General features: G+C 67.1%; 23 protein-coding genes. 15 read left to right on the top strand and 8 right to left on the bottom strand.

Features of this window, described 5'->3' with window-relative positions:
* Positions 1-12 precede the first annotated feature (12 nt).
* The 3 genes from ASG67_RS15315 (at position 13) to ASG67_RS15305 (ending at position 4,214) form a co-directional block, all read left to right on the top strand.
* On the top strand, positions 13-1,446 hold the full coding sequence (locus ASG67_RS15315) for an amidohydrolase (RefSeq protein WP_056531866.1): 1,434 nt from the start codon (positions 13-15) through the stop codon (positions 1,444-1,446).
* Positions 1,443-2,732, top strand: a complete 1,290-nt coding sequence (locus ASG67_RS15310; protein WP_056531863.1) for an amidohydrolase family protein — start codon at positions 1,443-1,445, stop codon at positions 2,730-2,732. Before ASG67_RS15315 ends, ASG67_RS15310 begins: the two co-directional genes overlap by 4 nt.
* A gap of 249 nt (positions 2,733-2,981) precedes the next feature.
* Positions 2,982-4,214, top strand: coding sequence for a hypothetical protein (locus ASG67_RS15305; protein ID WP_056531861.1), 1,233 nt, complete (start codon positions 2,982-2,984; stop codon positions 4,212-4,214).
* A 133-nt stretch (positions 4,215-4,347) separates the two neighbouring features.
* On the opposite strand, the gene ASG67_RS15300 is transcribed toward ASG67_RS15305, so the two are convergent.
* Together ASG67_RS15300 and ASG67_RS15295 are read right to left on the bottom strand one after the other, a co-directional pair.
* The gene (locus ASG67_RS15300; RefSeq protein WP_056531859.1) at positions 4,348-5,754 is read right to left on the bottom strand and encodes a UdgX family uracil-DNA binding protein; all 1,407 of its coding nucleotides are present in this window, start codon (positions 5,752-5,754) and stop codon (positions 4,348-4,350) included.
* A gap of 2 nt (positions 5,755-5,756) precedes the next feature.
* Positions 5,757-7,004 (bottom strand): putative DNA modification/repair radical SAM protein, encoded by a 1,248-nt coding sequence (locus ASG67_RS15295; RefSeq protein ID WP_056531991.1) that lies wholly within the window; start codon positions 7,002-7,004, stop codon positions 5,757-5,759.
* An 86-nt stretch (positions 7,005-7,090) separates the two neighbouring features.
* Between ASG67_RS15295 and ASG67_RS15290 the strand changes: the two genes are divergently transcribed.
* The gene (locus tag ASG67_RS15290; RefSeq protein WP_056531857.1) at positions 7,091-7,882 is read left to right on the top strand and encodes an outer membrane protein; all 792 of its coding nucleotides are present in this window, start codon (positions 7,091-7,093) and stop codon (positions 7,880-7,882) included.
* A gap of 43 nt (positions 7,883-7,925) precedes the next feature.
* Here ASG67_RS15290 and ASG67_RS15285 read toward each other — a convergent pair whose 3' ends face one another.
* The 3 genes from ASG67_RS15285 to ASG67_RS15275 are packed head-to-tail and all read right to left on the bottom strand — an operon-like array spanning position 7,926 to position 9,887.
* Positions 7,926-8,660: a thioredoxin domain-containing protein gene (locus ASG67_RS15285; protein WP_056531855.1), complete on the bottom strand. Its 735-nt coding sequence runs from the start codon at positions 8,658-8,660 to the stop codon at positions 7,926-7,928.
* A 16-nt stretch (positions 8,661-8,676) separates the two neighbouring features.
* Positions 8,677-9,354, bottom strand: a complete 678-nt coding sequence (locus tag ASG67_RS15280; RefSeq protein WP_056531853.1) for a DsbA family protein — start codon at positions 9,352-9,354, stop codon at positions 8,677-8,679.
* On the bottom strand, positions 9,354-9,887 hold the full coding sequence (locus tag ASG67_RS15275) for a DUF721 domain-containing protein (protein ID WP_235535241.1): 534 nt from the start codon (positions 9,885-9,887) through the stop codon (positions 9,354-9,356). Before ASG67_RS15275 ends, ASG67_RS15280 begins: the two co-directional genes overlap by 1 nt.
* Before the next feature lie 26 nt (positions 9,888-9,913).
* On the opposite strand from ASG67_RS15275, the gene ASG67_RS15270 reads away from it, so the two are divergent.
* Genes ASG67_RS15270 through nudC form a run of 3 tightly spaced genes read left to right on the top strand, consistent with a single transcriptional unit; the run spans position 9,914 to position 13,184 of the window.
* A complete protein-coding gene (locus tag ASG67_RS15270) occupies positions 9,914-10,984 on the top strand; it encodes an A/G-specific adenine glycosylase (RefSeq protein ID WP_056531850.1) in 1,071 nt (356 codons plus the stop codon).
* Positions 10,981-12,303, top strand: coding sequence for a serine hydrolase domain-containing protein (locus tag ASG67_RS15265; protein WP_056531848.1), 1,323 nt, complete (start codon positions 10,981-10,983; stop codon positions 12,301-12,303). Before ASG67_RS15270 ends, ASG67_RS15265 begins: the two co-directional genes overlap by 4 nt.
* 5 nt (positions 12,304-12,308) lie before the next feature.
* Positions 12,309-13,184, top strand: coding sequence for an NAD(+) diphosphatase (nudC, locus tag ASG67_RS15260; RefSeq protein ID WP_056531989.1), 876 nt, complete (start codon positions 12,309-12,311; stop codon positions 13,182-13,184).
* Positions 13,185-13,188: 4 nt separating this feature from the next.
* On the opposite strand, the gene ASG67_RS15255 is transcribed toward nudC, so the two are convergent.
* Positions 13,189-14,079, bottom strand: coding sequence for a prephenate dehydratase (locus ASG67_RS15255; protein WP_056531847.1), 891 nt, complete (start codon positions 14,077-14,079; stop codon positions 13,189-13,191).
* A 97-nt stretch (positions 14,080-14,176) separates the two neighbouring features.
* Between ASG67_RS15255 and ASG67_RS15250 the strand changes: the two genes are divergently transcribed.
* Complete coding sequence (locus tag ASG67_RS15250) at positions 14,177-14,878, top strand: c-type cytochrome (RefSeq protein ID WP_056531987.1); 702 nt, start codon at positions 14,177-14,179, stop codon at positions 14,876-14,878.
* A gap of 445 nt (positions 14,879-15,323) precedes the next feature.
* Here ASG67_RS15250 and ASG67_RS15245 read toward each other — a convergent pair whose 3' ends face one another.
* Positions 15,324-16,208: an LOG family protein gene (locus ASG67_RS15245; protein WP_056531845.1), complete on the bottom strand. Its 885-nt coding sequence runs from the start codon at positions 16,206-16,208 to the stop codon at positions 15,324-15,326.
* Between the two features lie 31 nt (positions 16,209-16,239).
* A complete protein-coding gene (locus ASG67_RS15240; RefSeq protein WP_056531843.1) occupies positions 16,240-16,857 on the bottom strand; it encodes an extensin family protein in 618 nt (205 codons plus the stop codon).
* Positions 16,858-17,109: 252 nt separating this feature from the next.
* Between ASG67_RS15240 and ASG67_RS15235 the strand changes: the two genes are divergently transcribed.
* The 7 genes from ASG67_RS15235 to ASG67_RS15205 all read left to right on the top strand — a co-directional run bounded on the left by ASG67_RS15235 (position 17,110) and on the right by ASG67_RS15205 (position 24,181).
* Positions 17,110-18,141, top strand: a complete 1,032-nt coding sequence (locus ASG67_RS15235) for an acyltransferase family protein (protein ID WP_056531841.1) — start codon at positions 17,110-17,112, stop codon at positions 18,139-18,141.
* A gap of 106 nt (positions 18,142-18,247) precedes the next feature.
* A complete protein-coding gene (locus tag ASG67_RS15230) occupies positions 18,248-19,402 on the top strand; it encodes a phosphoserine transaminase (RefSeq protein ID WP_056531838.1) in 1,155 nt (384 codons plus the stop codon).
* 121 nt (positions 19,403-19,523) lie between these two features.
* Entirely contained in the window at positions 19,524-21,101 is a 1,578-nt protein-coding gene (serA, locus tag ASG67_RS15225) for a phosphoglycerate dehydrogenase (protein WP_056531985.1), read from the top strand.
* A gap of 8 nt (positions 21,102-21,109) precedes the next feature.
* Positions 21,110-21,394, top strand: coding sequence for a hypothetical protein (locus tag ASG67_RS15220; protein WP_056531836.1), 285 nt, complete (start codon positions 21,110-21,112; stop codon positions 21,392-21,394).
* Positions 21,395-21,474: 80 nt separating this feature from the next.
* Positions 21,475-22,461 carry a VacJ family lipoprotein gene (locus ASG67_RS15215; protein ID WP_056531834.1) on the top strand — a complete coding sequence of 329 codons (987 nt, stop codon included), beginning with the start codon at positions 21,475-21,477 and terminating at the stop codon, positions 22,459-22,461.
* Positions 22,462-22,515: 54 nt separating this feature from the next.
* Positions 22,516-23,622 (top strand): ATP phosphoribosyltransferase regulatory subunit, encoded by a 1,107-nt coding sequence (locus tag ASG67_RS15210; RefSeq protein WP_056531832.1) that lies wholly within the window; start codon positions 22,516-22,518, stop codon positions 23,620-23,622.
* Between the two features lie 151 nt (positions 23,623-23,773).
* On the top strand, positions 23,774-24,181 hold the full coding sequence (locus ASG67_RS15205; RefSeq protein ID WP_156460851.1) for a hypothetical protein: 408 nt from the start codon (positions 23,774-23,776) through the stop codon (positions 24,179-24,181).
* Positions 24,182-24,269: the final 88 nt, after the last annotated feature.

Here is a 24,269-nt window from a genome sequence, read left to right as displayed (position 1 = left end):
AAAGGGGGCGATATGGCGGGGCGGGTTTCGCGGGGATTGGTGGCGGCCGTGGCCGGGGCGGTGGCATTGTCCGCCTGCGCCACCGACGGCAAGGATGACAAGCCGAAAAGCGCATCGGCGAAAGCGCCCGCGCCCGGCCGGAACCAGGGTTATGCCCATGATCCCTTCCCCTCGACCTATCATGCCTATCCCGGCGTCCCCACGCTGGTCCGCAACGTCACCGTCTATGACGGCGAGGGCGGCCGGATCGAACGCGGCGCGGTGCTGTTCGCCGACGGCAAGGTCGTCGCCGTCGGCCAGACGCTGGAGGCGCCGGCCGGCGCGACGGTGATCGACGGCACCGGCAAATGGGTGACGCCCGGCATCATCGATATCCACAGTCATCTGGGCGACTATCCAAGCCCCCAGGTCGAGGCGCTGTCCGACGGCAACGAGGCGACCGATCCGGTCACCGCCGATGTCTGGGCGGAACACAGCATCTGGCCGCAGGACCCCGGTTTCGGCCGCGCGCTGACCAATGGCGGTGTCACCACGCTCCAGATCCTGCCCGGCTCCGCGAACCTGTTCGGTGGTCGGTCGGTCGTGCTGAAGAACGTCTATGCCCGCACGATGCAGGGGATGAAGTTCCCCGGCGCCGGATACGGCCTGAAGATGGCGTGCGGCGAAAATCCCAAGCGCGTGTACGGCGGCAAGAACCGCAAGCCCTCCACCCGGATGGGCAACGTCGCGGTCGATCGCGCGACCTGGGCCAAGGCGGTGACGTACAAGCGCAAATGGGACAAGTATGAAGATACTGGCGGCGACCCGCCCGATCGCGACATCGCGATGGACACGCTGCGCGGTGTGTTGTCGGGTGAGATCCGCGTCCAGAACCATTGCTACCGCGCCGACGAGATGGCCGTCGTTATGGATATGGCCAAGGAGTTCGGATACAAGGTCACGGCCTTTCACCACGCGGTCGAGGCGTACAAGATCGGCGACCTGCTGAAGCAGAACGACACCTGCGCGGCGGTGTGGGCCGACTGGTACGGCTTCAAGATGGAAAGCTATGACGGCATCGGCGAGAATCTCGCGCTCCTGCAAAAGGAGGGCGCATGCGCGATGATCCATTCCGATGACGAAAACGGCATCCAGCGCCTGAACCAGGAGGTGGCCAAGGCGCTTGCCTCCGGTCGTCGCGCCGGCATCGCCATTTCGGACGAGGCGGCGTGGGAATGGCTGTCGCTCAATCCCGCCAAGGCGCTGGGCATCGCCGACCGCACCGGCAGCCTGAAACCCGGCAAGATGGCCGATGTGGTGCTGTGGAACGGCAATCCGCTGAGCGTCTATTCGCGGCCCGAAAAGGTGTGGGTGGACGGTGCGCTGCTTTATGATGCGAACGATCCCAAGCGACGGCCGGTGAGCGATTTCGAACTCGGCCAGCCGGGCGAAGGAGACGTGAAGTGAAGGCGCTGCTCCTCGCTGCCGCGGCGCTGATCGCCGCGCCCGTTTCGGCTCAGACCATTGCGATCACCGGCGGCACCGTCGCGATCGGTGACGGATCGCAACCGATCCCCGGCGGCACCGTCGTGATCCGCGATGGTCGCGTCGTGGCGGCCGGCGGCGGCGTCGCGGTGCCGGCCGGCGCGCAGATCGTCGATGCGACCGGCAAATGGGTGACGCCGGGCATCGTCGCCGGGATCGGCAGCCTTGGCCTCGTCGATGTCGGCGGGGTGCAGGAAAGCAACGACAGCCGCGCGCGGACCTCGCCGTTCAACGCCGGCCTCGACGTGTCGACGGCGATCAACCCCAACGGCGTCATCATCGGCAACGAACGCGCCGGTGGCGTGACGCGCGCGATCGTCGCCGACGATGCGGCCGGATCGATCTTCGCCGGGCAGGGGGCGATCATCGATCTGGGCGACGATCCCGATCCCGTCACCCGTCCGCGCGCGTTTCAGTATGTCGAACTGGGCGAGGGCGGGGCGGATCGCGCCGGTGGCAGCCGCCCGGCCGCCTATGCGATGTTGTTCGACGCCTTTGCGCAGGCCGCCGATTTCCGCCGCAACCCGGCCGGCTTCGATGGCCGCAGCACCGATTCGCTGTTGAAGCGGGCGGATGCGGAGGCGTTGCTGCCCGTCCTCGACGGCAAGATGCCGCTGGTCGTGCATGTCGAGCGCGCCAGCGACATCCGGCAGGTGCTGACCCTGCCGCGCCGCTATCCGGCACTGAAGCTGATCCTCGCGGGGGCGGCCGAGGGATGGATGGTCGCGCCAGAGATCGCGGCGGCGCGCGTGCCGGTGATGGCATCGGCCATCGCCGACCTGCCCGCGTCGTTCGAACAACTGGCGGCTACCGAATCGAACGTCGGCCGGATGACGCGCGCGGGCATCACCGTCGGTGTACTAGCCGACGGCCGTGGCGGGGAACATGGCGTGACGCAGTTCGCCGGCAATCTGGTCGCGATCGCCAAAGTGCCCGGCGCGACCGGCCTCGACTGGGGTCAGGCGTTCGCCACGATTACGTCGAAGCCGGCACAGGTGATGGGCATGGATGGCGAGATCGGCTCGCTGCGCGCGGGTCGCCGCGCGGACGTGGTGCTGTGGGACGGCGATCCGCTGGAACTGTCGTCGGCGCCGGTATCGGTGTGGATCGACGGCCGCGCCCAACCGATGTCCTCACGCCAGCGCCGGTTACGCGATCGGTATCTGACGCCGGGCGAAAGCGATCTGCCCAAGGCATATAGCCGCTGAGGGGAAGGGCGTCGGACCTGGGGGTCACGGCGCTCTCGCGCGGCACGGGCCAGTCGATTTGTTCCCCGGCGAAGGCCGGGGTCCAGTTGGGTGAAGTGTCGTGATGACTTTCCACGGCCTTCCCGACTGGACCCCGGCCTCCGCCGGGGAACGGCATTATTGCGGCTCGACAGGCTTCGCGTTCAGCCGGGGTTTACGGCGATCTGACATAAGCCGGCGGTGGATGGTTTGAGACTTACGATTCTGGCGATGGCCCTGTGGCTGTCCGCATCCCCCGCCTCGGCACAGATCGTCGAACCCGCGCATGTCCAGACGGTGGATGAGGCGATGGCGCAGGATGCCGCCGCCTATGCTGCGCGCCACGGCGTACCGCTGGACGATGCCGTGCGTCGTCTGCGCGCGGAGGCCGGGACCGTGGCGACCGCCGATGCGCTGGCGATCGAATTCGCCGACCGCTTCGTGGGCATCGCGATCGAGCATGAACCCGCGTTCCGCCTGATCGTGCGCCTGACCGGCACCGATCCTGTCCCCAGCCGCATCGTGGCGGCGGGCGGGATGACGGTGCCGGTGATCTTCCGCCCCGGATTGCCCGCGACGCATGCGCAACTGGTTGCGGCGATCAGCGCTTATCAGGCCGGCATCCGCGCCGCGCTGTCCACGCCGCCGGGCATCGGCGTCGATCCGCGCACCGGGGAGCTGGTGGTGTTCGTGTCGCGACGCGATGCCGATCGCGATGGTCCCGCGACGCTGCAGGCGCGGTTCGCGGCGATGACCGGCGTGCCGGTTCGCGTCCGTGTCGTCGATCGGCCCGAACTGGACATGGCCGACCCTATCATCGCCGACCCCGTCATCGCGGGCGGCGCGCGCGTCGTCGGGATCAGCCCGGTCGATGGTCGCCGCTATATCTGCACGGCGGGCTTCACGGTGACCGATGGCACGCGGGTGGGCATCGCGACCGCCGCGCATTGCCCTGATACGCTCCGTTACGTCGATCCGGCGGGCGGGCCGGAGATACCGATGCCGATGGTCGGTCAATGGGGCTGGGGGTATCAGGACGTGCAGGTAAACCTGTCGCCCGGCGCCATTAGTCCGTTGTTCTACGCGGACACCGCCAAGGCGGTCATGCGCCCCGTCACCGGCCAGCGGCGGCTCGCCAATACCCGCGCCGGCGAGACCGTCTGCCATCGCGGCGAGCGGACCGGATATAGCTGTGCGGAGGTCGAGCTGACTGACTTCGCGCCCGCCGGCGACCTGTGTGGTGGTGCCTGCCTGCCGACCTGGATCACCGTGGGTGGCCCGACCTGCAAGAACGGTGACAGCGGTGCGCCGGTGTTTGCCGGCACCGTCGCCTTCGGCCTGGTCAAGGGCGGCACGTACCGCGCCGACGGCAGTTGTGCGTTCTATTTCTACATGTCGACCGACTATCTGCCGGCCGGCTGGTCGCTGGTCCGCGCCGTCTTGCCGGTTGCAGTCGGAACCTAACCATAAACCGTCGATGAAGAACGGTGGATGCTCGTCGTGGCGAGCGCGGCGAAGCAATCCAGGGCGACGCGCGGGACACTGGGTTGCTTCGCTATGCTCGCAATGACGACGTGTCTTGATTACTGAAAGCCGGTCACGCCAATGTCGCGTGCGCCATCCGCAATTCCGCGACGAAGCGCGCATATTCCTCCTCAGCCTGCGCCTTGTCGGGCAGGCGAAGGAGGTAACTGGGGTGGACGGTGATCCATGCCGCGCCGCCGTTGGGCAACTGCATCTCACGACCGCGTTCGCGGCCGATCGTCATCGTCTTGCCGAACAGCGACCGCGCCGCCGTCGCGCCCAGCGCCACCGTGACCTGCGGCTTCACCAGCATCTGTTCCTGTTCGATCCACCAGCGGCAGGCGTCGATCTCGCCGGTGCCCGGCTTGTCGTGGATGCGGCGCTTGCCGCGCTGTTCGAACTTGAAATGCTTGACCGCGTTGGTGACGTACACGCGCGAACGGTCGACGCCCGCCTCGGCCAGCGCGCGGTCGAACACCTGCCCCGCCGGGCCGACGAACGGGCGTCCGGCCAAATCCTCCTGATCGCCCGGTTGCTCGCCGACGAACATCAGCGGCGCATCGACCGACCCCTCGCCGAACACCGTCTGCGTCGCGGGTTTATAGAGCGGGCAGCGGGTGCAGCCCATCGCTTCCTCGCGCAGGGCCTCCCACGCGATCTGACTGTTGCCGCCGATGCCGCCGTGATGGTCCTGCGCGCGTGCCGTTTCGATCATCCGCACCTCCCGTGCCTGTGCGCCCGCCAGCAATTGCGGCACCAGCGCGGTTTCGGGCATGTTCTTCCAGTATTTGCGCGGCATCTCCTTCAACATCGCGCCCACCTTCACGCGGGCGGGGTTGAAGATGCTGGCGTAATAGGTCTTCCACACCTCCTCGACCGGATCGCCGTCGGGAGCATCGGCCTTGGTCGCGCCGGGCCCTTCGGTCAGCGCCTTGCCGTCCCAGTGGACCGATACCTCCGGAGTCAAGATCGACCAGCGCATGATGGCGAAACGGTTGACGAAGAATGCGGCGTTGGCGCGGACGATGTGATGTTCCGGCTCAAACCAGGCGACGAAGCGCTCGTCGCCGCCATCCTCGACCTCGCGAAAACGCAGGAAGGCGCGCATCTTGTGGATGTCGCGGCGGACATGCTTGGCGATGACGTCGAGCCGCTTCATCAGCGGATCGGCGCGGTCCTCCATCAACCCGCGCTCCAGCCGTAATCGGGTGAGCAGCGTGTAGAGCAGCGCGAAACGTTGCGGCTCGTTCGACAGGATGACGCTACGCGCGAGGTCGAGGAAGGCGCGGGGGACGGAGAAGCCGGGCGAGGCGGCGGGCGCAGGGGGGCGGCCATTGGCCTCGCCCGCAAACAAGTCGGTCGGCTGGTCGCCGACCTGCCAGATCACATCGTCGGGCGGCACCTGTTCGGCCGCCAGTCCGCGCGCGGCATCGCGCCACGTGTCGAAATCGTCGGGTTCGGATAACGTGACGACGCGCATCGTCAGGCCGCGAACAGTTCCAGCTGCTGCTTCTTCGGCGCGACGATCGGCCTGATCTCCGCGCGGTCGGCCAGCACCACGGGCCGCCAGTCCTCGGTCACGATGAACGGACGCAGCTTGGCGATCGACACCGTCAGCCGGGCAACATCGTCCAGCCGCAGCTTGCGCCAGCGGCGACTGGTGAGGATGCCGTTCACCGCCTTCACGCCCAGACCCGGCACGCGCAAAAGCAACTCACGCGGGGCGCGGTTCACATCGACGGGAAAGCTGCCGCGAAACTTGAGCGCCCAGGCCATCTTGGGATCCATATCCAGCGGCAACATTCCCGTCGCATCGTCGGCGGCGGCGACAACCTCCTGCGGCGTGAACTCATAGAAGCGCATCAGCCAGTCGGATTGATACAGCCGATGTTCGCGCATCAGCGGCGGGCGTTGCAGCGGCAGGACGGCACTGGCATCCGGGATCGGGCTGAACGCCGAGTAATAGACGCGGCGCAGCCCGAAGCGGTCGTAGAGCGTCGATGCCTTCGTCACGATGTCGCCATCGGTCGCGGCGTCCGCGCCGACGATCATCTGGGTCGATTGCCCGGCGGGGGCGAAGCGGGGCGCGGACTTGTAGCGTTTCACCGCGTCCTTGTTGTCAATGATCGCGGTCTTGTTGGCCGCCATCGCGCCTTCGATGCGGGCACCGTCCTTCTCGGGCGCCAACCGCTTCAGGCCGCCGGCGGTGGGCAGCTCGACGTTGATCGACAGCCGGTCGGCGTGGAGGCCCGCCTGATGCACCAGTTCGGGGTCGGCATCGGGGATCGTCTTAAGATGGATATAGCCCCTGAAATTATGATCCTCGCGCAGGCTTCGGGCGACTTCGACCATCTGTTCCATGGTGTAGTTGGAAGATCCGATGATCCCCGACGACAGGAACAGCCCCTCGATATAATTGCGGCGATAGAAGGAGAGCGTGAGGTTCACCACCTCCTGCGCCGTGAACCGCGCGCGGCGCACGTTCGAGCTTTTGCGGTTGATGCAATAATGGCAGTCGAAGATGCAGCTGTTGGTCAGCAGGATCTTCAACAGCGAGATGCAGCGACCGTCGGGCGCATAGGCGTGGCAGATGCCCATCCCCTCGGTCGAGCCCAGTCCTTTGCCATCGCGACTGTTGCGTTTGGCGGTGCCGGACGACGCGCAGGACGCGTCGTACTTCGCCGCATCCGCGAGGATTGCCAGCTTCTCCCGGGTATCAAGCTGCGCCATCTGTTCCATGTACGTTCTGCCATGGGGCGGGGCAAGTGACATGGGTTAATGGGTCATGGATCGATGCCCGGGGGACGGCGCGCGGCATGAAGCGCTTTGCCCGCATCGAAAACGGGGAGACCATGATGCGACGGATCGGACTGGTGGCGCTGAGCCTGTTGGCGGCGACTCCGGCGAGCGCGGAGACGTTCATCGACGTGTTCGCTGGCCGGTCGTTCCCGGAAAATACCCGCGCCACGCTGACCGCCGACGAGGCGCGGATCAACGGCGCGATTGTGCCGGCCGAACTACGCGTCGAGGTCGAGCGGCTGCGGCCGACCAATTCCACCATCTATGGCGTGCGGCTGGGGCACTGGTTCGGCAATATCGGCCTGGCGCTCGACGCCTCGACACTCGATCCCGACGTAAAGCGGCAGACGATCCGTGCGACTGCCAATCTGCGATTCGACGAATCGGTGTTCGGCGAGCAGATCACGATCGATCCCGGCCGGTCGGTGGCGGTCGATATCCCGCGCATCACGGTGCCGACGACCGCCACGGTGGCCGCGCTGGCGATGGTGCGCATGCCGATCGGTGCGGCGGCGGGGCGGCCGCAGGGGCGGATCGCCCCCTATGCCTTTGCCGGGCCGGTCTATCTGGTCACCGATTCGGATATCTCGGGCGACTGGGGCTTGCGCGCGGGCGGTGGCGTGAAGCTGCCACTGACGCGTAATCTCGCGGTGTTCGGCGAGTATCGGTACACGCGCGTCGCCGCCGATGCGGTGGCCGGGCGGATCGGCGGCGAGGTGATGGGTGTCACCGGATCGACCGGCGACATCCGCGTCGACCTGAACGTGCGCAATCACAGCGCGATTGGCGGGCTGAGTTTCAGTTTCTAGCCATCGTCATGGCGAGCGCCGCTCGCCATGACGGGTGCGGCGATCAGGCGCCGGCGTTCTTCAGTGCGGTTTCCAACTGCGGCCATGTCACCGTGTTGGCGATCGTGTTGCCGTTGATGATGAAGGTCGGCGTGCCGGTGACGGTGCCGTTCTTCGTCGCGGTTTCGGTGGGCTTGGCGATCGCGTCGATACGCGCCTGGCTGGTCAGGCACTGGCGGGCCTGTGCCTCGGGAATGCCGCGCTGCTTGATGAAATCGACCGCGCCCATCGCATCGGCCAGCGCCGTGATCTGCTGAACCGGCGATTGCGCCTGCAACGCTTCCTGCTGCGCGGGGGTCAGCGCCTGCAGCTTGTCGAGGAACGCGCTCTGGTTGGCATAGGTCTGTTCGAGGATCGGGAAGAACGCCGCCTCGCTGCCGCAGGTGCCGAGCAGGCTCAGCACCAGATCGGGCGCGCCGTGGACCAGATAATCGCGGAATTCGAAGCTGACCTTGCCGGTCGAGACATAGTTGTTGGTCAGCGGCTGGAATCCCTCGCGCGCGAAGGCGCCGCACGTGGGGCAGGTGCGTGCGCCATATTCGACCAGCTTGATCGGGGCATTGGGGTTGCCCATCAGATAGCCTTCCGACGTCTTGGTCACCGTGTCGGTCCAGCTTTGGCCGGCGGGTGCCTTCACCGCGGCAACGGGGGCGGCGGCGGTCGTGTTGCCGCCGTCGCCGCTGCCCGAACAGGCAGCAAGCGCAAAGGCGGGGGCGATGAGGGCGAGGGCGTATTTCATGAAGGCTCCTGGCTTTTTAACGGGCGCCGGCGGCGCGCAATTGCGGTTCCAGCTGCGTCCAACCCACATTGGGGACGAGCTTGCCGTTAAGGTAGAAAGTGGGCGTGCCCTGCAGATCGGCCGGCACGGTGGCGCTGAGCGCCAGCAGCTTGTCGGTCGCCGCCTTGTCCGCGAAACACGCTGCGATTGCGGGATCGGACAGGCCGCGCGCCTTGACGATCGCGGTCAGGCCGGCGGCATCGGCGAGCTGCCGGATCGCGGCCGGTTGCGGCATCGCCTGAAGCTTGTCGGCGTTGGCCTGCGCGTATTCCGCACCCTTTTTCAGCCACTCATCCTGGTCCGCCATCACCGCCGCATGGGCGCCGGCGAACCCGCGCGCGCCGGCGCAGCGCGTCAGGATTGCGGCACCCAGATCGAGCGGGTCGCGCACCAGATGCCGGACCTCCAGACTGGTCGAGCCGGAATGGATCATCTGACCCTTCAGCACCGGCGCCGATTCGTTCGAGAAATGCGCGCAGTGCGAACAGGTATAGCTCGCCCACTCCATCAGCTTCACACGCGCCGCCGGATTGCCGATGACATAGGCGCCATCGGGTTTCATCGTCGCGGTGGCCGACCAGTCACGCGTCGGCGTGGCGGCGGTGAGCATCGGGGCCAGGAACAACAGGCCGATCAGGCCAAGGACAAAGCGCATCAGGATACCTTTGGCAGGCCCCGCGTCGCGGCGACGCCGGCGGCGAGGGATTCGAGGACGGCACGCAATTCGGGATCGACGATCGCCTTCAACCCCTCACCCATCTCAATCGGGACGGCGACCGGCCGGATCGCCGCCGGGCCGCGTCGGGGTGATGCGGCGATCACTTCGCCCTGCCGGATCTGGATGCGCGCGACGGCGGTGTACCCGAAGAATCGGTTCACCCGCTCCACGATCTCCGGGATCACATGCTGGATCATCGGCGCATGGGCGCCGCGCACGGTCAGGGTCAGCGTGCCGTCTTGTTTCTGGCCGACGGGGAAGCGCAGCGATTCGGGCGACGAAGCCCTGGCCAGCCGCTCGCCGACGATCTCCGACCAGCGGCTGACGATCGAGGACTGGACGAAGCCGAATCGGCGAAAGGCGACGCCGCCCACTTCGGGCAGCAGTTCGGCCACCGCGCGCGATCGGTTGGATCGCTGCGGTTCGGTGGTCTTGCTGCCGGACGTGGGGGCGCGGAGGCGCTTGCTCATGCCGCGTGCCATGCCATAGCAGCGGCGTGGACGCCAAGCGCTCTTCTGCGGCCGACCGCGTGCCGGATCATCTATTGGCATGGTACGACGTCGCCGCGCGCGACCTGCCATGGCGGGCGCGGCCCGGCGAGGTCGCCGATCCGTACCGCGTATGGCTGTCAGAGGTGATGCTGCAACAGACGACGGTGGCGACGGTGCGTCCCCGATTCGCCGCATGGGCGGCGCGGTGGCCCGATGTCGCCAGCCTGGCCGCCGCCGACGAGGCGGACGTGATGGCCGCTTGGGCGGGGCTGGGATATTATGCCCGCGCCCGCAATCTGGTGAAGGCGGCACGCGCGGTTGTGGCGGATCATGGCGGTGCTTTTCCGCGTACCGAGACGGCCTTGCGCGCGTTGCCTGGGCTGGGCGCCTATACCGCCGCGTCGGTGGCGGCGATCGCGTTCGGCGAACCTGCGGTGGTGGTCGATGCCAATGTCGAACGGGTAGTCGCCCGATTGTTCGCGATCGAAACACCGCTGCCCGCCGCGCGCCCCGCGATCCGTGCTGCCGCCGCGACGATCACGCCGCGGGTGCGAGCGGGTGATTTCGCGCAAGGCATGATGGATCTGGGCGCGACGATCTGCACCAATCGCCGCCCGCGCTGCCTGCTCTGCCCGATCCGCGTCGATTGCAGCGCGCATGCCCAGGGTATTCAGGAACGACTGCCGGCCAAGGCGGCGAAGCGCGCAAAGCCGCAGCGGCACGGCACAATCTTCTGGCTGGAACATGACGGCCGGGTGCTGCTGGTGCGGCGGCCGGACAAGGGCCTGCTGGGCGGAATGCGCGCGTTCCCGACCGGGCCGTGGAGCGACGAGCCGCCGGGGCTGGCGGAGGCGCCGGTCGCGGCCGAATGGCGCTGGCGCCCGGAACGGGTCGCGCATGGTTTCACGCATTTCGATCTCGATCTGGCGCTCGCGATTGCCGAGCCTGCGCGGCTCGCCAACGATGTGGCGGGCGAGTGGTGGCCGATCGACGATCTCGAATCAGCCGGATTGCCCACCTTGTTCGCAAAGGCCGCGCGGGCCATCATCGATCCCGTCTCCAGGAGTTCCGCATGAAGCCGATATTCGCTCTTTCTCTGCCCTTGCTGCTGGTGGCGCCCGCCCTGACCGCCGTCGATGCCCGTCAGGCGCAGCGGCAGGTTCTGCGTCAGCCGGCTCCCGGCGCCCCGACGTCCCGCGCGGCCACGCCGCTGCCCGCGACACAGGCGATGTTCGCCAGCTATGTCCGCGACGGCAAGCTGCCCGGCATCGTCGGGGCGTTCGGCGCGGGCAATCTGCCGCCGGTGTTCGTGCAGGCGGGCCGGATCGCGATGGAGCCGAACGCGCCGGCCGCCGGCCCCGATTCGCTGTGGCGCGTCTATTCGATGACCAAGCCGATCACCGGCATGGCGGCGATGCTGCTGATCGAGGAAGGCAAGATCGGGCTGGACGATCCGGTGTCGAAATACATCCCGGCATTCGCGAAGATGCGGGTGCTGACCAGCCCGGATACCAGCCTGGATTCGGTGCCGGCGACCAAGCCGATCACGATCCGCAACCTGCTGACCCATACCGCCGGCCTGAGCTATTCGATCGTCGCCAAGGGGCCGCTGCTGAAGGAATATGAGCGGCTGGGCCTGTTGCCGGCGGCGGTCAATGCCGCCGCAGAGGCGCAGATGAGGCAGGTGCGACCCAAGACGCTGGCTGAATTCGCCGACCGCGTCGCGACCGTGCCGCTGATCGCGGAGCCGGGGACGAAGTGGAGCTATTCGATCGGGCTGGACGTGATGGCCCGGGTGATCGAGGTGGCGAGCGGCATGCCGTTCGACCGGTTCCTCCAGACGCGGTTCTTTACGCCGCTGGGCATGAATTCGACGTTCTTTGCGGTACCGGCGGCGCAGGCGAAGCGGCTGGTGACGAACTACGCCTTTGTCGGCGATACCCTAACCCCGTTCGACCCCGCTGCGACGTCGGTGTACCTGCAACAGCCGACCTTCCCTTATGGCGGTGCCGGGCTGGTGACGTCGGCGCGTGATTACGACCGGTTCCTGTCGATGCTGGCCAATGGCGGGACGGTCGACGGTGTGCGGGTGATGAAGGAGGATACGGTGCGGCTCGGCATGTCGAACCTGCTGCCGGCGGGCGTCTTCTTCGACAGCGACGGCACGAAGCAGGGATATGGCGCGGGCGGCTTTTTCAACATCGTCGACCAGCCGGGACGCTTGCCCAAGGGCTCCTATGGCTGGAGCGGGGCGGCGGGAACGCTGGCGTGGATCGACCCGGTGAAACATGCGCGGGCGACGGTCATGGTCAATTACTTCCCCGCCGATCGCTATCCGCTGGCGACGGATGTCGGCACGGCGTTGCGGAAGGATGCGGCGCGGCTGGGGCTGTGAAGGCCATGTCTGCGATCGGTTTCACCGGCGGGATGCTCGATCGCGCGGATGCGCTGCGTCACGACGAGGGCGCCCTGGCGGCGGCGCTGGCCGATCCGTCGGCGCGGCTGCTGGTGCTGGACGGATTGCTGCCGGCGACCGACGACGGGCTGCTCGGCTGGACGACGCTGGCCGATCTGCCGGCGGGGGCTCAGCCGATCCTGCTGGGGCTGGACGGCGGCGGGCGGCCGCATTTCACCGCGCTGACGGCGGGGATGCGGGTCGACAACGCACCGGCGATGCGCTCGCCGGCGTTGATGGCGCTGCTCGCGTCGCTGAGCGGCGGGGAGGCGGCGACCTATGCCGCGGCGCGCAGCGTGATCGACTGGCATGTCCGGCATGGCTTCTGCGCCAATTGCGGCACGGCGACCGTAATGTTCCGCGCCGGCTGGGGACGGCGATGCGACGCTTGCGGGACGGAGCATTTCCCACGCGTCGATCCGGTGGTCATCATGATCGCCGAGCATGACGACCGCGCGCTGCTGGGCCGGGGCAAAAACTGGCCGGCGGGGCGGTATTCGGCGCTCGCCGGTTTTCTGGAACCCGGCGAATCGATCGAGGAAGCGGTGGCGCGCGAGGTGGCGGAGGAGGCCGGCGTGGTCGTTACCGACGTCCGCTATGTCGCCAGCCAGCCCTGGCCGTTCCCGTCGTCGCTGATGATCGCGTGCATCGGCCGCGCGGCATCGGACGTGCTGACGATCGACCGCAACGAGTTGGAGGACGCGATCTGGGTGTCGCGCGCCGATGTGCGCGCGGTGCTGGCGGGCGAGGTGGGGCCATTCATCGCGCCGCCGCCCTATGCCATCGCGTATAACCTGCTGACGGCGTGGGCGGCGGGGTGATGGCTCAGCCTCGCGCCCGCGCCTGCGGATAGGTGCCTAGCACGCGCATCCATTTGGAATGGAAGCCCAGTTCCTCCAGCGCGCGGTCGAACCCGGTTTCGCCCGGCCGTCCCTCGACATCGGCATAGAATTCGGTCGCCGCGAAGCTGCCGCCGCGTTGATAGCTTTCCAGCTTGAACATCTGGACGCCGTTGGTCGCCAGGCCACCCAGCGCTTTGTACAGTGCGGCGGGGACGTTGCGGACCTCGAAGATGATCGTCGTCATCCACGGCCCGTCGCCCACCGCCGGGCGGCTGCCGCGCGCCAGCGTGACGAAGCGGGTGGTGTTGTGATCGGCATCGGCGATGTCGGTCGCGATCAGGTTCAGCCCGTACAGCTTGGCCGCTCCCGGTGGTGCGAGCGCGGCGACGCTGGGGTCGCCCATCTCCGCCACCAGCGCGGCGGCACCGGCGGTATCGGGATAGGCGACCGGCGCGATGCCGTGCGCGCGCAGCCAGTGGCGGCACTGGCCCAGCGCCTGCGGATGGCTCATCGCCTGACGGATGCCGGCCATCGGGCCGCTGCCCATCAGCGCATGACGGATCGGCAGGAAATGTTCGCCGGTGATCGCCAGTCCCGATTCGGGCAGCAGGAAATGCATGTCGGCGACGCGGCCGTGCAGCGAATTTTCGATCGGGATGACCGCGCAATCCGCCCGCCCGTCCTTCACCGCGTCCAGCGCGTCGGCGAAGTCGAAACAGGGCAGCGGCAGGCCATCGGGGAACGCCTCGCGCGCGGCGACATGGCTGTTGGCGCCGGGCGCGCCCTGAAACGCGACGGCGCGTTCGGGCGCCGCGGCGGCGGCGGCGGTCATGGTATCGACCAGTTTCAGCGCGGGGGCGGCAAAGCTCTGCATGGCGGCGCGGGGTAACAGACGACGACGGACGATCAAGCGCGGCTTGCGGTGTGCGCCAGCCTTTCCTAAGGATCGACCAAAGTTTTAGGGGCAAATGATGGACCTGAAGACCAACACGATTGCTGGATGGGCACTGGGCGCGGGCATGATCGCGCTCGGATCGGCGATCGTCGGGGGCATGATCTTCGACGGGCACCGCCCCGAAAAGATGGGCTACGCGATCGAAGGCGTCGAGGAAGCGGGCGCCGGCGGCGGCGCGCCGGAAGTCTCGATCGCCTCGTTGCTGCCCACCGCCGACCCCGCCAAGGGGGCCGAGGTGTTCAAGAAATGCGCGGCCTGCCACACCGTGGCGCAGGGCGGGGCCAACGGCATCGGGCCAAACCTCTACGCGACGCTGGGTGAAGGCATCGCGCAGGGCAAGGGCGGCTATCCCTTCTCGGATGCGTTGAAGGCGGTCGGCGGCAAGTGGACGTTCGAGACGATGAACGCCTGGCTGACGAGCCCACGCAAATTCGCCAACGGTACGAAAATGACCTTTGCCGGCCTGTCGAGCCCCGAGGATCGCGCGAACGTGATCGCGTATCTGAACAGCGAGGGGTCGAACCTGCCGCTGCCGGCCGCCCCCGCGGCTGGCGCTGCACCGGCGGCGGAAGAAGCCGGCGGCAACACCGCCGCGGCGAGCAACGCGGTCGAAACGGATGCGCGCGGCGAGACGGGCGACCTCGCCAACACCGGCACCCCCGCCACCGGCGCGCCGTCGATCGATCCGGAAGCTGCGCGCAAGGGCGCGCGGCAATAGGGGCTGAGCGGCACTTGCTGTTCCCCGGCGAAGGCCGGGGTCCAGTCGGGTGAACGCTTGTGATGATTAAACACGGCCGTCCCACCTGGGCCGAGGCGTTTGCCGGGGAACATAGGTAGGGCAGGTTTCGCGGCTGCTTGTCGATCTTCCAGATCGCGCCCGGTTCGGACCGGCCAACAATCTGCCCCGTGTTCCTGCAAAGGCAGGAACCCAGAGCCACCAACGATATCGCTTCCAACCCTGGGCTCCTGCTGTCGCAGGCGCACACGGTGCGCGCGATGGCCCAGTACAAGCCGTCCGTCATTGCGAGCGTAGCGAAGCAACCCAAAGCCAAGCGCGTAACGCTCTGGGTTGCTTCGCTACGCTCGCCATGACGGGTCAAACCAAAGGCATCACGCCCTAGATCCGCTCCAACGCGATCGATGCGCCACGGAGCAGGAGGGCGTCAGCCCTCCTCGGCATCCTTCTTCGCCTGTTCCTCATAGAAGTGCCGCACCACGTCCCACGCCTCCTCGGCGGTTTCGACATAGGTGAACAGGCCCAGATCGCGTTCGGATACGACGCCTTCCTCGACCAGCGCCTCGAAATTCACCACCCGTTCCCAGAATTCGCGGCCGAACAGCAGGATCGGGATCGCCTTGATCTTGCCGGTCTGGATCAGCGTCAGCAGTTCGAACAACTCGTCGAACGTGCCGAAGCCACCCGGAAACGCCGCCAGTGCGCGGGCGTGAAGCAGGAAGTGCATTTTGCGCAGCGCGAAATAGTGGAACTGCAGCGACAGCGACGGCGTGACATACGGATTCGGCGCCTGCTCGTGCGGCAGGACGATGTTCAGGCCGATCGATTCGGCGCCGACATCGGACGCGCCCCGATTGGCGGCCTCCATGATCGACGGACCGCCGCCCGAACACACGACGAAGTGGCGCTGGCCGGCTTCGTCACGTGGCAGGCGGCTGGTGATCCGGGCCAGCTCGCGCGCGACCTCGTAATATTTGCTCTTCGCGACCAGGCGCTCGGCGATCTTGCGCGATTTCTCGTCGCTGGCCATCTCCAGCAGGGCATGCGCCTTGTCCGGCTCCGGGATACGCGCCGAGCCGTAGAACACGAAGGTCGAAGCGATCTTCGCCTCGTCTAGCAGCAATTGCGCCTTCAGCAATTCGAGCTGGAAGCGGACCGGGCGCAAATCCTCACGCAACAGGAAATCCATGTCCTGGAACGCCAGCTTATACGCGGGATGCTCGGTCTGCGGCGTCGATACGACGGTCTTGGCGCTGGCGGCGTCTTCGCTGGCGGGGGGGAATACGCGGTTCGGTGCTCGTGGATCGGTCATCCAAGGCCTCTAGGCGAAAGTTCGGCGGCCCTCAACGGCAGAAGCGGGCGCCGTCGTCCTCCAGATGCAGGTGGTTGGCGTGCGCGGCGTTGTAATCGGGCGACAATACCGTGCCGAACCGGCGACACGCGGACGCACGGATCATGCGCAGGAAATTGCGGGTCGCCTCATCCGGCGCGTTCCAGTCGCGCAGGATGGTGATGCGGCGACCGTCCTTCAGCGTCAGGCCGCCGACATCCACCGCATTGGCCTGTGCGTGGCCCGACCGGCGGCCGCTGTTGCGCGGCGACCCCACGACGTTGCGGCAGGCATAGGTGCCGAACCCCTCGACCTTCGCCAGTTCGGACCCCAGCATCTGATACGCACCGGGCGCGACCGCGTTGCGCACCCAGCCGGCAAACGCCCGCGCGGTGCCGCAACGCATGGCGGTGACGCCGGTGACGGGCACACCGATATCGAGCAACTGCACCGCCCCCAGTACCGCACAACCGCCGCCGTAATCCTTGTCGGGGAGGACGCGGAAATCGACGCCTTCGCGGCGCAGATCGGCATGGCATTGCGCGGTCTGCCGCGCGGACGGCGCGGTGGAGGCGGGCGGTGCGCCGGGACGTTCGGTGCGGCCGCAGGCGGTGAGAATGAACGCGATCATCAGGATCGACAGGCGACGACGTGGCGACCAACGAGAGACAAGAGTGCGCAATCGGGACCGCCCCGCCATTCAGAACCTCCGTGGACAGTCGCGGGTCTATTGATGCCGGCCGCGTGCAGCAAGCTGGACATCGTCGATTGAAACCGTTCGGAGATTGATCCGCCGCGGATCGGATAAACCCAGGTTGATTAACCGGTTTGACGCCGTCGTCACCCAATAGCCCGGCACTGCGAATAAAGGGGGGTGACGGCAATGGGCAGGCGGTTTCTTACACTGGACGCCGTGCGCGGCGTGGCGGCGCTGGCGGTGTTCTGTCTTCACGCCGGTGCGTTGATCGCGCCGATCCGCGTCCCCCATGCGTTTCTGGCGGTCGATCTCTTCTTCCTGTTGAGCGGGTTCGTGATCGACCATGCCTATGCGGCGAAGCTGGCGGGTGGCCTGTCGGTCGGCCGGTTCGTGCTGGCCCGCTACATCCGGCTGTATCCGTTATATCTGGTGGGGCTGGCGATCGGCGTCATGGGGGCCGCGATCTCGCTGGCGGTAGGGCAGGGCGTGCTGGACGGGCGTGGCTTTGCGACCGTTCTGGCTGCGGGCTTGCTGATGCTGCCATCACCGACCGCCGATCAGGACATGATGCTGGCACCATTCAATTATCCGGCATGGTCACTGATGTTCGAAATGGCGATCAACATCGTCTTCGCGCTGACCTTTCGGTGGCTTACGCTGCCGGTGCTGCTCGCCGCTGCGGCGGTCGCCGGGGCGGGGCTGTGCGGGGTGGCATATGTTCAGGGATCGATTGACTTCGGCGCGAACTGGGGGTTGCCGTGGGTCGGGTTCCTGCGGGTGACATGGTCGTTCGCCATCGGCGTGGCGATGCACCGGCTGTATCGCGGTGAACATCGGTTCACACCGATGGCATGGCTGTTGCCGCTGCTGGTGATCGTGCCCTTCCTGGGGTTTGGCGGTGTGGGCGGCGAACTGCTGATCGTCCTGATCGTGTTTCCCGCTTTCGTCTGGCTCGCGGTGCGGGTGGAGCCGATGGGGGGAACGGGTGAGCGGGTGTTCGTCCTGCTCGGCACGGTTTCCTACCCCCTTTATGTCATTCATCTGCCGACGGTGCAGGTCGTCGAGCGGGCGTTCACGGTGCTGCACATCGATCGGTCTGCCATGGCCCCCTGGGTCGGCATCGTGATCGCTGCGATACTGGCGGCGGCGGCCCTGCTGCTCGACCGGTGGTATGACAGGCCGGTTCGCGGCTGGCTGTCGCAGAAGCTGGGGTTTTGAGGATCGGGGCCGGCGCCGCGCATTGACAGGCGGGCGCAAGCCGCTAGGGCCGTCGACGGGCCACGCGGTCCCAACGCCGCGCGCGCTCTCTGTGAGGAGAGATACATTGACGGATACTGCCACCGCCCCTGACGTTCGGGGTGCGACCAAGCCCGCTACCAAGCCGGCTCGACCCTTTTTCAGCTCCGGCCCCTGCGCCAAGCCTCCGGGCTGGGATGCCGCCGCGCTGGCCACCGCCAGCCTTGGTCGGTCGCATCGCTCGAAGATCGGCAAACAGCGCCTGCAATATTGCATCGACCTGATGCGCGAGGTTCTGAGGCTCCCCGATACGCACCGCATCGGCATCGTGCCGGGATCGGACACCGGCGCCTATGAAATGGCGATGTGGACGATGCTGGGCGCGCGCGGCGTGACGGCGCTGGCATGGGAGAGCTTCGGCGAGGGCTGGGTGACGGATGCCGTCAAGCAGTTGAAGATCGATCCCGTCGTGGTGCGCGCCGATTACGGGCAGTTGCCTGATCTGGCGGCGATCGACTGGTCGACCGACGTTCTCTTCACGTGGAACGGCACCACCAGCGGCGTGCGCGTGCCAAATGCCGATTTCATTCCGGCCGACCGCGAAGGGCTTTCCTTCGCCGACGCGACGTCGGGCGTGTTCGCCTATGACATCGACTGGGCGAAGATCGATGTCGCGACCTTCTCATGGCAGAAGGTGCTGGGCGGCGAGGGCGCGCATGGCGTGCTGATCCTCGGCCCTCGCGCGGTCGAGCGGCTCGAAAGCTACACCCCCGCCTGGCCGCTGCCGAAGGTGTTTCGTCTGGTATCCAAGGGCAAGCTGACCGAGGGCGTGTTCAAGGGCGAGACGATCAACACCCCGTCGATGCTGGTGGTCGAGGACGCGATCTTCGCGCTGGAATGGGGCAAGGGTCTGGGTGAAGGCGGACTGATCGCACGCTCCGACGCCAATGCCGCCGCGCTGGACCGGATCGTCGATGAACGCGACTGGCTGGGCCATCTGGCGGTCGATCCGGCGACGCGGTCGAAGACCAGCGTGTGCCTGACGGTCGAGGGCGCGGACGAGGCGCTCATCAAGAAGATGGCGTCGCTGCTGGAGGCCGAAGGCGCGGCATACGACGTCGCCGGATATCGCGATGCGCCGGCTGGCCTGCGCATCTGGTGCGGCGCGACCGTCGATACCGCGGATATCGTGGCGCTCGGGCCCTGGCTCGACTGGGCCTACGCGACGGCGCGGTCCGCATAATCATCGTCATTCCCGCGAAGGCGGGAATCCATACACTCAAAGGTCGTCGCAGGAGTCGCCACGTCAGCGACTATGGATCCCCGCCTTCGCGGGGATGACGGCCGCATTGAAGGACACGACAATGCCCAAGGTACTGATTTCCGACAAGATGGACCCCAAGGCCGCGCAGATCTTTCGCGAGCGCGGTGTCGAGGTGGACGAGATCACCGGCAAGACGCCGGCCGAGCTGATCGCGATCATCGGCGACTATGACGGCCTCGCCATCCGCTCCTCGACCAAGGTGACGGCCGAGATCCTGACGCACGCGACGAACCTGAAGGTCGTCGGCCGCGCCGGCATCGGCGTCGATAACGTCGATATCCCCGCCGCCAGCGCCAAGGGCGTGGTGGTGATGAACACGCCCTTCGGCAATTCGATCACGACCGCCGAGCACGCCATCGCGTTGATGTTCGCGCTCGCTCGCCAGTTGCCCGAGGCGGATGCCTCGACGCAGGCCGGCAAGTGGGAGAAGAACCGCTTCATGGGGGTCGAACTGACCGCCAAGACGCTGGGCCTGATCGGCGCGGGCAATATCGGCGGCATCGTCGCCGATCGCGCGCGCGGACTGAAGATGAAGGTCGTCGCGTTCGATCCGTTCCTGACGCCCGAGCGTGCGGTGGAGATGGGCGTCGAGAAGGTGACGCTGGACGAGCTGTTGGCGCGCGCCGACTTCATCACGCTGCACACGCCGCTGACCGATTCGACGCGCAACATCCTGTCGGCGGAGAACATCGCCAAGACCAAGAAGGGCGTGCGCATCATCAACTGCGCGCGGGGCGGCCTGATCGATGAGGCGGCGTTGAAGGCGGCGCTTGATTCGGGCCAGGTCGGCGGCGCGGCATTGGACGTGTTCCAGACCGAGCCGGCCAAGGATTCGCCGCTGTTCGGCACGCCGAATTTCGTCTCGACCCCGCATCTGGGCGCCTCCACGACCGAGGCGCAGGTGAACGTGGCGATCCAGGTGGCCGAACAGATGGCCGATTTCCTGGTGTCGGGCGGCGTCACCAACGCACTGAACATGCCCAGCCTGTCGGCCGAGGAAGCACCGAAGCTGAAGCCGTACATGGCGCTGGCGGAAAAGCTCGGCTCGCTCGTCGGGCAGCTGACCACCGGGTCGATCGGCCGCATCTCGATCCATGCCGAGGGTGCCGCCGCCGAACTGAATCAGAAGCCGCTGGTGCAGGCGGTGCTGGCCGGCTTCCTGCGCACGCAGACCGACACCGCGAACATGGTCAACGCACCGGTGCTGGCGCGCGAACGCGGCATCGAGGTGCGCGAAGTGCGCACCGAGCGTGAGGGCGAATACCACACGCTGCTGCGCGTATCGGTGAAGACCGAAGCCGGCGAGCGGTCGGTCGCCGGCACGTTGTTCGGCGATGCCGCGCCGCGGATCGTCGAGCTGTTCGGCATCAAGGTCGAGGCCGATCTGGACGGCCCGATGCTGTACGTCGTCAACGAGGACGCACCCGGCTTCATCGGTCGTCTGGGTACGGCGCTGGGCGAGGCGGGCGTCAACATCGGCACCTTCCACCTGGGTCGTCGTCAGGCCGGTGGCGAGGCGGTGCTGTTGCTGTCGGTCGACGAGCCGGTGACCGCGGATCTGCTGGCCAAGGTAAAGGCGCTGCCGGGCGTGAAAGTCGCGATGGGCCTCTCGTTCTGAGCGAGCCTATGCATAACCGCCTGAAGCTCTGGCTGGCCAACACCACCGGGCTCGATCACGCGACGCTCCACGTCCATATCGGTATGCTGATATGGGTCGTGGGCGTTGCCGTGGCGGGCAATGTCGGCGCGGTGTGGCCGCTCGTCGTCGTGATCGTCGCGGAACTGGTCAACGAGGTGTTCGACCGGCTGCGGGTGGGATCATGGCGCATCGCCGATACCACGCAGGACATCGTCAACTCGGTCCTGTGGCCGGTGGTGCTGTTCACGCTGGCGCGCACCGGAATAATCTGATCCTGACGGAATAAGCACGTGTCCTTGGCCTTTGTTAAAGGCATGGGCGTAAGGCGATACCGGATGGAGGACGATTGAGCGTGCTGGCATGGACGACCGCGTTGTTGTTGGCCGCCAACCCGGCGGCGCAGGAAGTCGTGCCGGTCGATCCCGTCGTGGCCGCGCCGGTAGAGGCGCCGGCCGCGCAAGCATCCCAGGCCGTTCCCCCCATCGCACCGCCGACCCCGGCGGCACCACCCACCAAGACCGACGGCCCCATCGATGCCATCCACAACGATATCGTAGTCACGGCGCGGGCGCGGTGGGAGGCGCCCGATCCTTTCGCCGACGTCAACGCCGAGTCGTTCGCGGTCACGCAGAAGATCGACAATGCGGTGATGGGGCCAGCCGCGATGGCCTATAAAAAGAACGTCCCCGGCCCGGTGCGCAGCGGCATCCACAATTTCCTCTACAATCTGCGCGAACCGGTGGTGTTCGTGAACTTCGTCCTGCAGCACAAGATCGGCAAGGCGGCCGAAACGGTGGGGCGCTTTGCGATCAACACGACCATCGGCGCGATCGGTCTGTTCGATGTCGCCAGGAAAAAGCCGTTCAAGCTGCCCCGCCGCAGCAACGGGTTCGCCAACACGCTGGGTTTCTATGGCGTGCCGAACGGGCCGTTCATGTTCCTGCCGATCGTCGGGCCGACGACGGTGCGCGATCTGTTCGGCGGTGCGGTCGACCGGATCGTGCTGCCGGTCACGCTGGGGCAGGGCGTCACCGATCCGAAATTCGCGATCCCCGCCGGCGTGTTGGGCGCGCTGGACCACCGCGCCGAATTCGACGAGACGTTGCACGCGCTGCATGACGGCAAGGGTGATCCCTATGCCAATTCGCGCGATTTCTACCTGCAACGACGGCAGGCAGAGATCGACGCGCTGCATGGCCGGGGCACGGGCAATGGCGGCCCGCTGTCCGATCCACCCAAGGGACCGATCATCCTCAAACCCCGTGGCGGCGCCCCTGCGCTGGGACCGTTGGCGGCGCCTTTGCCTGCTCAACCGGCACCCAGTACACCCGGCGGATGACGGGACGGCGGAAGGGCATCGCCGCGGCCGCGATTAGCCGCTAACAGCGCGCGCATGACGATGCCCGGTTTGCTCCCCGAAGGATTCCACGACCGCCTGCCGCCGGTGGCCGATGCCGCCGCGGCGGTGGAGGCGCGCGTGCTGGAGGCGGCACGGTTGCATGGGTACGAGCGCGTCGATCCGCCGCTGGCCGAATTCGCCGACGAACTGGCGGTGCGATTAAAAGCGGGCGGGCTGACCGACGCGGTTCGGTTCGTCGATCCGGTCGGGCAGGCGACGCTGGCGATCCGCCCGGACATGACGGCGCAGGTCGCGCGGATCGCGGCGACGCGGATGGGGCATCACCCGCGCCCGGTGCGCCTGTCCTATGCCGGATCGGTGCTGAAGCTGCGCGCATCGCAACTGGCCCCCGCGCGTGAGCGGCGGCAGGTCGGCGCGGAATTGATCGGGCTCGATTCGATCGCCGCTGCGTGTGAGGTCGTGGGCGTCGCGGTCGAGGGGCTGGCGGCGGCGGGTATCGCCGATGTATCGATCGATTTCACGCTACCCGATCTGGTCGACACGCTGGCGGCGGGGCCGTTGCCGGTGGCCGCCGAGGCGATCGGCGCGTTACGTGAGCGGCTGGATGCCAAGGATGCCGGCGGCGTCGCGGCGATCGCGCCGGCCTATCTGCCGCTCGTCGAGGCCGCGGGGCCGTTCGACAGCGCGATGGCACGGTTGCGCGCGTTCGATACGGATGGCGTGCTGGCGAGCCGGCTGGACGGGCTGGCGACGATCGCGGCGGCGCTGGGCAATACGGCGGCGATGACGCTGGACCCGACCGAGCGGCATGGTTTCGAATATCAGTCGTGGCTGGGTTTCTCGCTGTTCGCGGCCGGCGCGGCGCGCGAACTGGGGCGGGGCGGCACATACGTCATCGTCCATCCCGATGGCACCGAGGAGCCGGCGACCGGTTTCTCGCTCTATGCCGACATGCTCGGCGGTATCGGCGCCGCACCGGCGCGCCGGCGGCTGTTCCTGCCGCACGGTACGCCGGCGTCCGAAGGCGCGGCGATGCGCGCCGCCGGCTGGGTCACGGTCGCCGGGCTGGAACCGGGCGATACGCCGCAGGCACAGCTATGCACGCATCGTTATGTCGACGGTGTGATCCGGGATTCATGATGTCGCGGGCGTGACAAAGCCATCATGAAGCTTTCGATCATTTACAAGATTTTACGGGATCAATAGATTTCCGGCAGCATCAAGTTCTGTCGGACGTAGCATCATGCCAAGATCATCGGTTATACTTGTCGGTGTCGCCGCGGCTGCAGCGATGTGTGCTGGCAGCGTTGCCGCCCAAACCTATGTGGTTCACCGCGTCGATCGTGGCCAAATGAAGGGATATGACACGCTCGATATCGCCAAGGCAGCGGTGCCTGGTGAAAAGGTGCGGCTGTGGTTTGCGACGATGACCAATCCCGATTGTTCATCGGCCGGAACGATGACGACGCAGGTCCTGACCGGGGCGCGACACGGCCAGGTCGATATTTCCTATGACAAGGTCTTTCCCAACTTCGCGTTCCCCAATCCCCGTGTGGCCTGTGACAGGCAAAAGGTGGACGGCGTGCAGGCATTCTACACTGCCGCCGCCGACTTTCATGGTCGGGACAAGGTCGTGCTGCAAAATGCGACGTCCGAGGGGCGTATTCGCCGGATCGTGATCGACATCAACGTTCGTTGATCGGGGCGCCGGGCGACGGGTCGTCGCCCCGCGCCCCGGTTGACCTGTGCCTGCCCGCCCGCTACCCGCGCCTCCGACATTCCTGAAC

Origin of the sequence: Sphingomonas sp. Leaf339, from assembly GCF_001426195.1 — a bacterium.
Classification (GTDB): Bacteria; Pseudomonadota; Alphaproteobacteria; order Sphingomonadales; family Sphingomonadaceae; genus Sphingomonas.
This window is presented reverse-complemented; position numbering and strand designations above follow the sequence as displayed.

Excerpts from the sequence above, each read along its gene's own strand:
- ASG67_RS15315 (WP_056531866.1), top strand. The coding sequence starts at position 13 with ATGGCGGGGCGGGTTTCGCGGGGATTGGTGGCGGCCGTGGCCGGGGCG.
- ASG67_RS15305 (WP_056531861.1), top strand. The coding sequence starts at position 2,982 with ATGGCCCTGTGGCTGTCCGCATCCCCCGCCTCGGCACAGATCGTCGAA.
- ASG67_RS15300 (WP_056531859.1), bottom strand. The coding sequence starts at position 5,754 with ATGCGCGTCGTCACGTTATCCGAACCCGACGATTTCGACACGTGGCGC.
- ASG67_RS15295 (WP_056531991.1), bottom strand. The coding sequence starts at position 7,004 with ATGGCGCAGCTTGATACCCGGGAGAAGCTGGCAATCCTCGCGGATGCG.
- ASG67_RS15290 (WP_056531857.1), top strand. The coding sequence starts at position 7,091 with ATGAAGCGCTTTGCCCGCATCGAAAACGGGGAGACCATGATGCGACGG.
- ASG67_RS15285 (WP_056531855.1), bottom strand. The coding sequence starts at position 8,660 with ATGAAATACGCCCTCGCCCTCATCGCCCCCGCCTTTGCGCTTGCTGCC.
- ASG67_RS15280 (WP_056531853.1), bottom strand. The coding sequence starts at position 9,354 with ATGCGCTTTGTCCTTGGCCTGATCGGCCTGTTGTTCCTGGCCCCGATG.
- ASG67_RS15275 (WP_235535241.1), bottom strand. The coding sequence starts at position 9,887 with ATGAGCAAGCGCCTCCGCGCCCCCACGTCCGGCAGCAAGACCACCGAA.
- ASG67_RS15265 (WP_056531848.1), top strand. The coding sequence starts at position 10,981 with ATGAAGCCGATATTCGCTCTTTCTCTGCCCTTGCTGCTGGTGGCGCCC.
- nudC (WP_056531989.1), top strand. The coding sequence starts at position 12,309 with ATGTCTGCGATCGGTTTCACCGGCGGGATGCTCGATCGCGCGGATGCG.
- ASG67_RS15255 (WP_056531847.1), bottom strand. The coding sequence starts at position 14,079 with ATGCAGAGCTTTGCCGCCCCCGCGCTGAAACTGGTCGATACCATGACC.
- ASG67_RS15250 (WP_056531987.1), top strand. The coding sequence starts at position 14,177 with ATGGACCTGAAGACCAACACGATTGCTGGATGGGCACTGGGCGCGGGC.
- ASG67_RS15245 (WP_056531845.1), bottom strand. The coding sequence starts at position 16,208 with ATGACCGATCCACGAGCACCGAACCGCGTATTCCCCCCCGCCAGCGAA.
- ASG67_RS15240 (WP_056531843.1), bottom strand. The coding sequence starts at position 16,857 with ATGATCGCGTTCATTCTCACCGCCTGCGGCCGCACCGAACGTCCCGGC.
- ASG67_RS15235 (WP_056531841.1), top strand. The coding sequence starts at position 17,110 with ATGGGCAGGCGGTTTCTTACACTGGACGCCGTGCGCGGCGTGGCGGCG.
- serA (WP_056531985.1), top strand. The coding sequence starts at position 19,524 with ATGCCCAAGGTACTGATTTCCGACAAGATGGACCCCAAGGCCGCGCAG.
- ASG67_RS15220 (WP_056531836.1), top strand. The coding sequence starts at position 21,110 with ATGCATAACCGCCTGAAGCTCTGGCTGGCCAACACCACCGGGCTCGAT.
- ASG67_RS15210 (WP_056531832.1), top strand. The coding sequence starts at position 22,516 with ATGACGATGCCCGGTTTGCTCCCCGAAGGATTCCACGACCGCCTGCCG.
- ASG67_RS15205 (WP_156460851.1), top strand. The coding sequence starts at position 23,774 with ATGTGTGCTGGCAGCGTTGCCGCCCAAACCTATGTGGTTCACCGCGTC.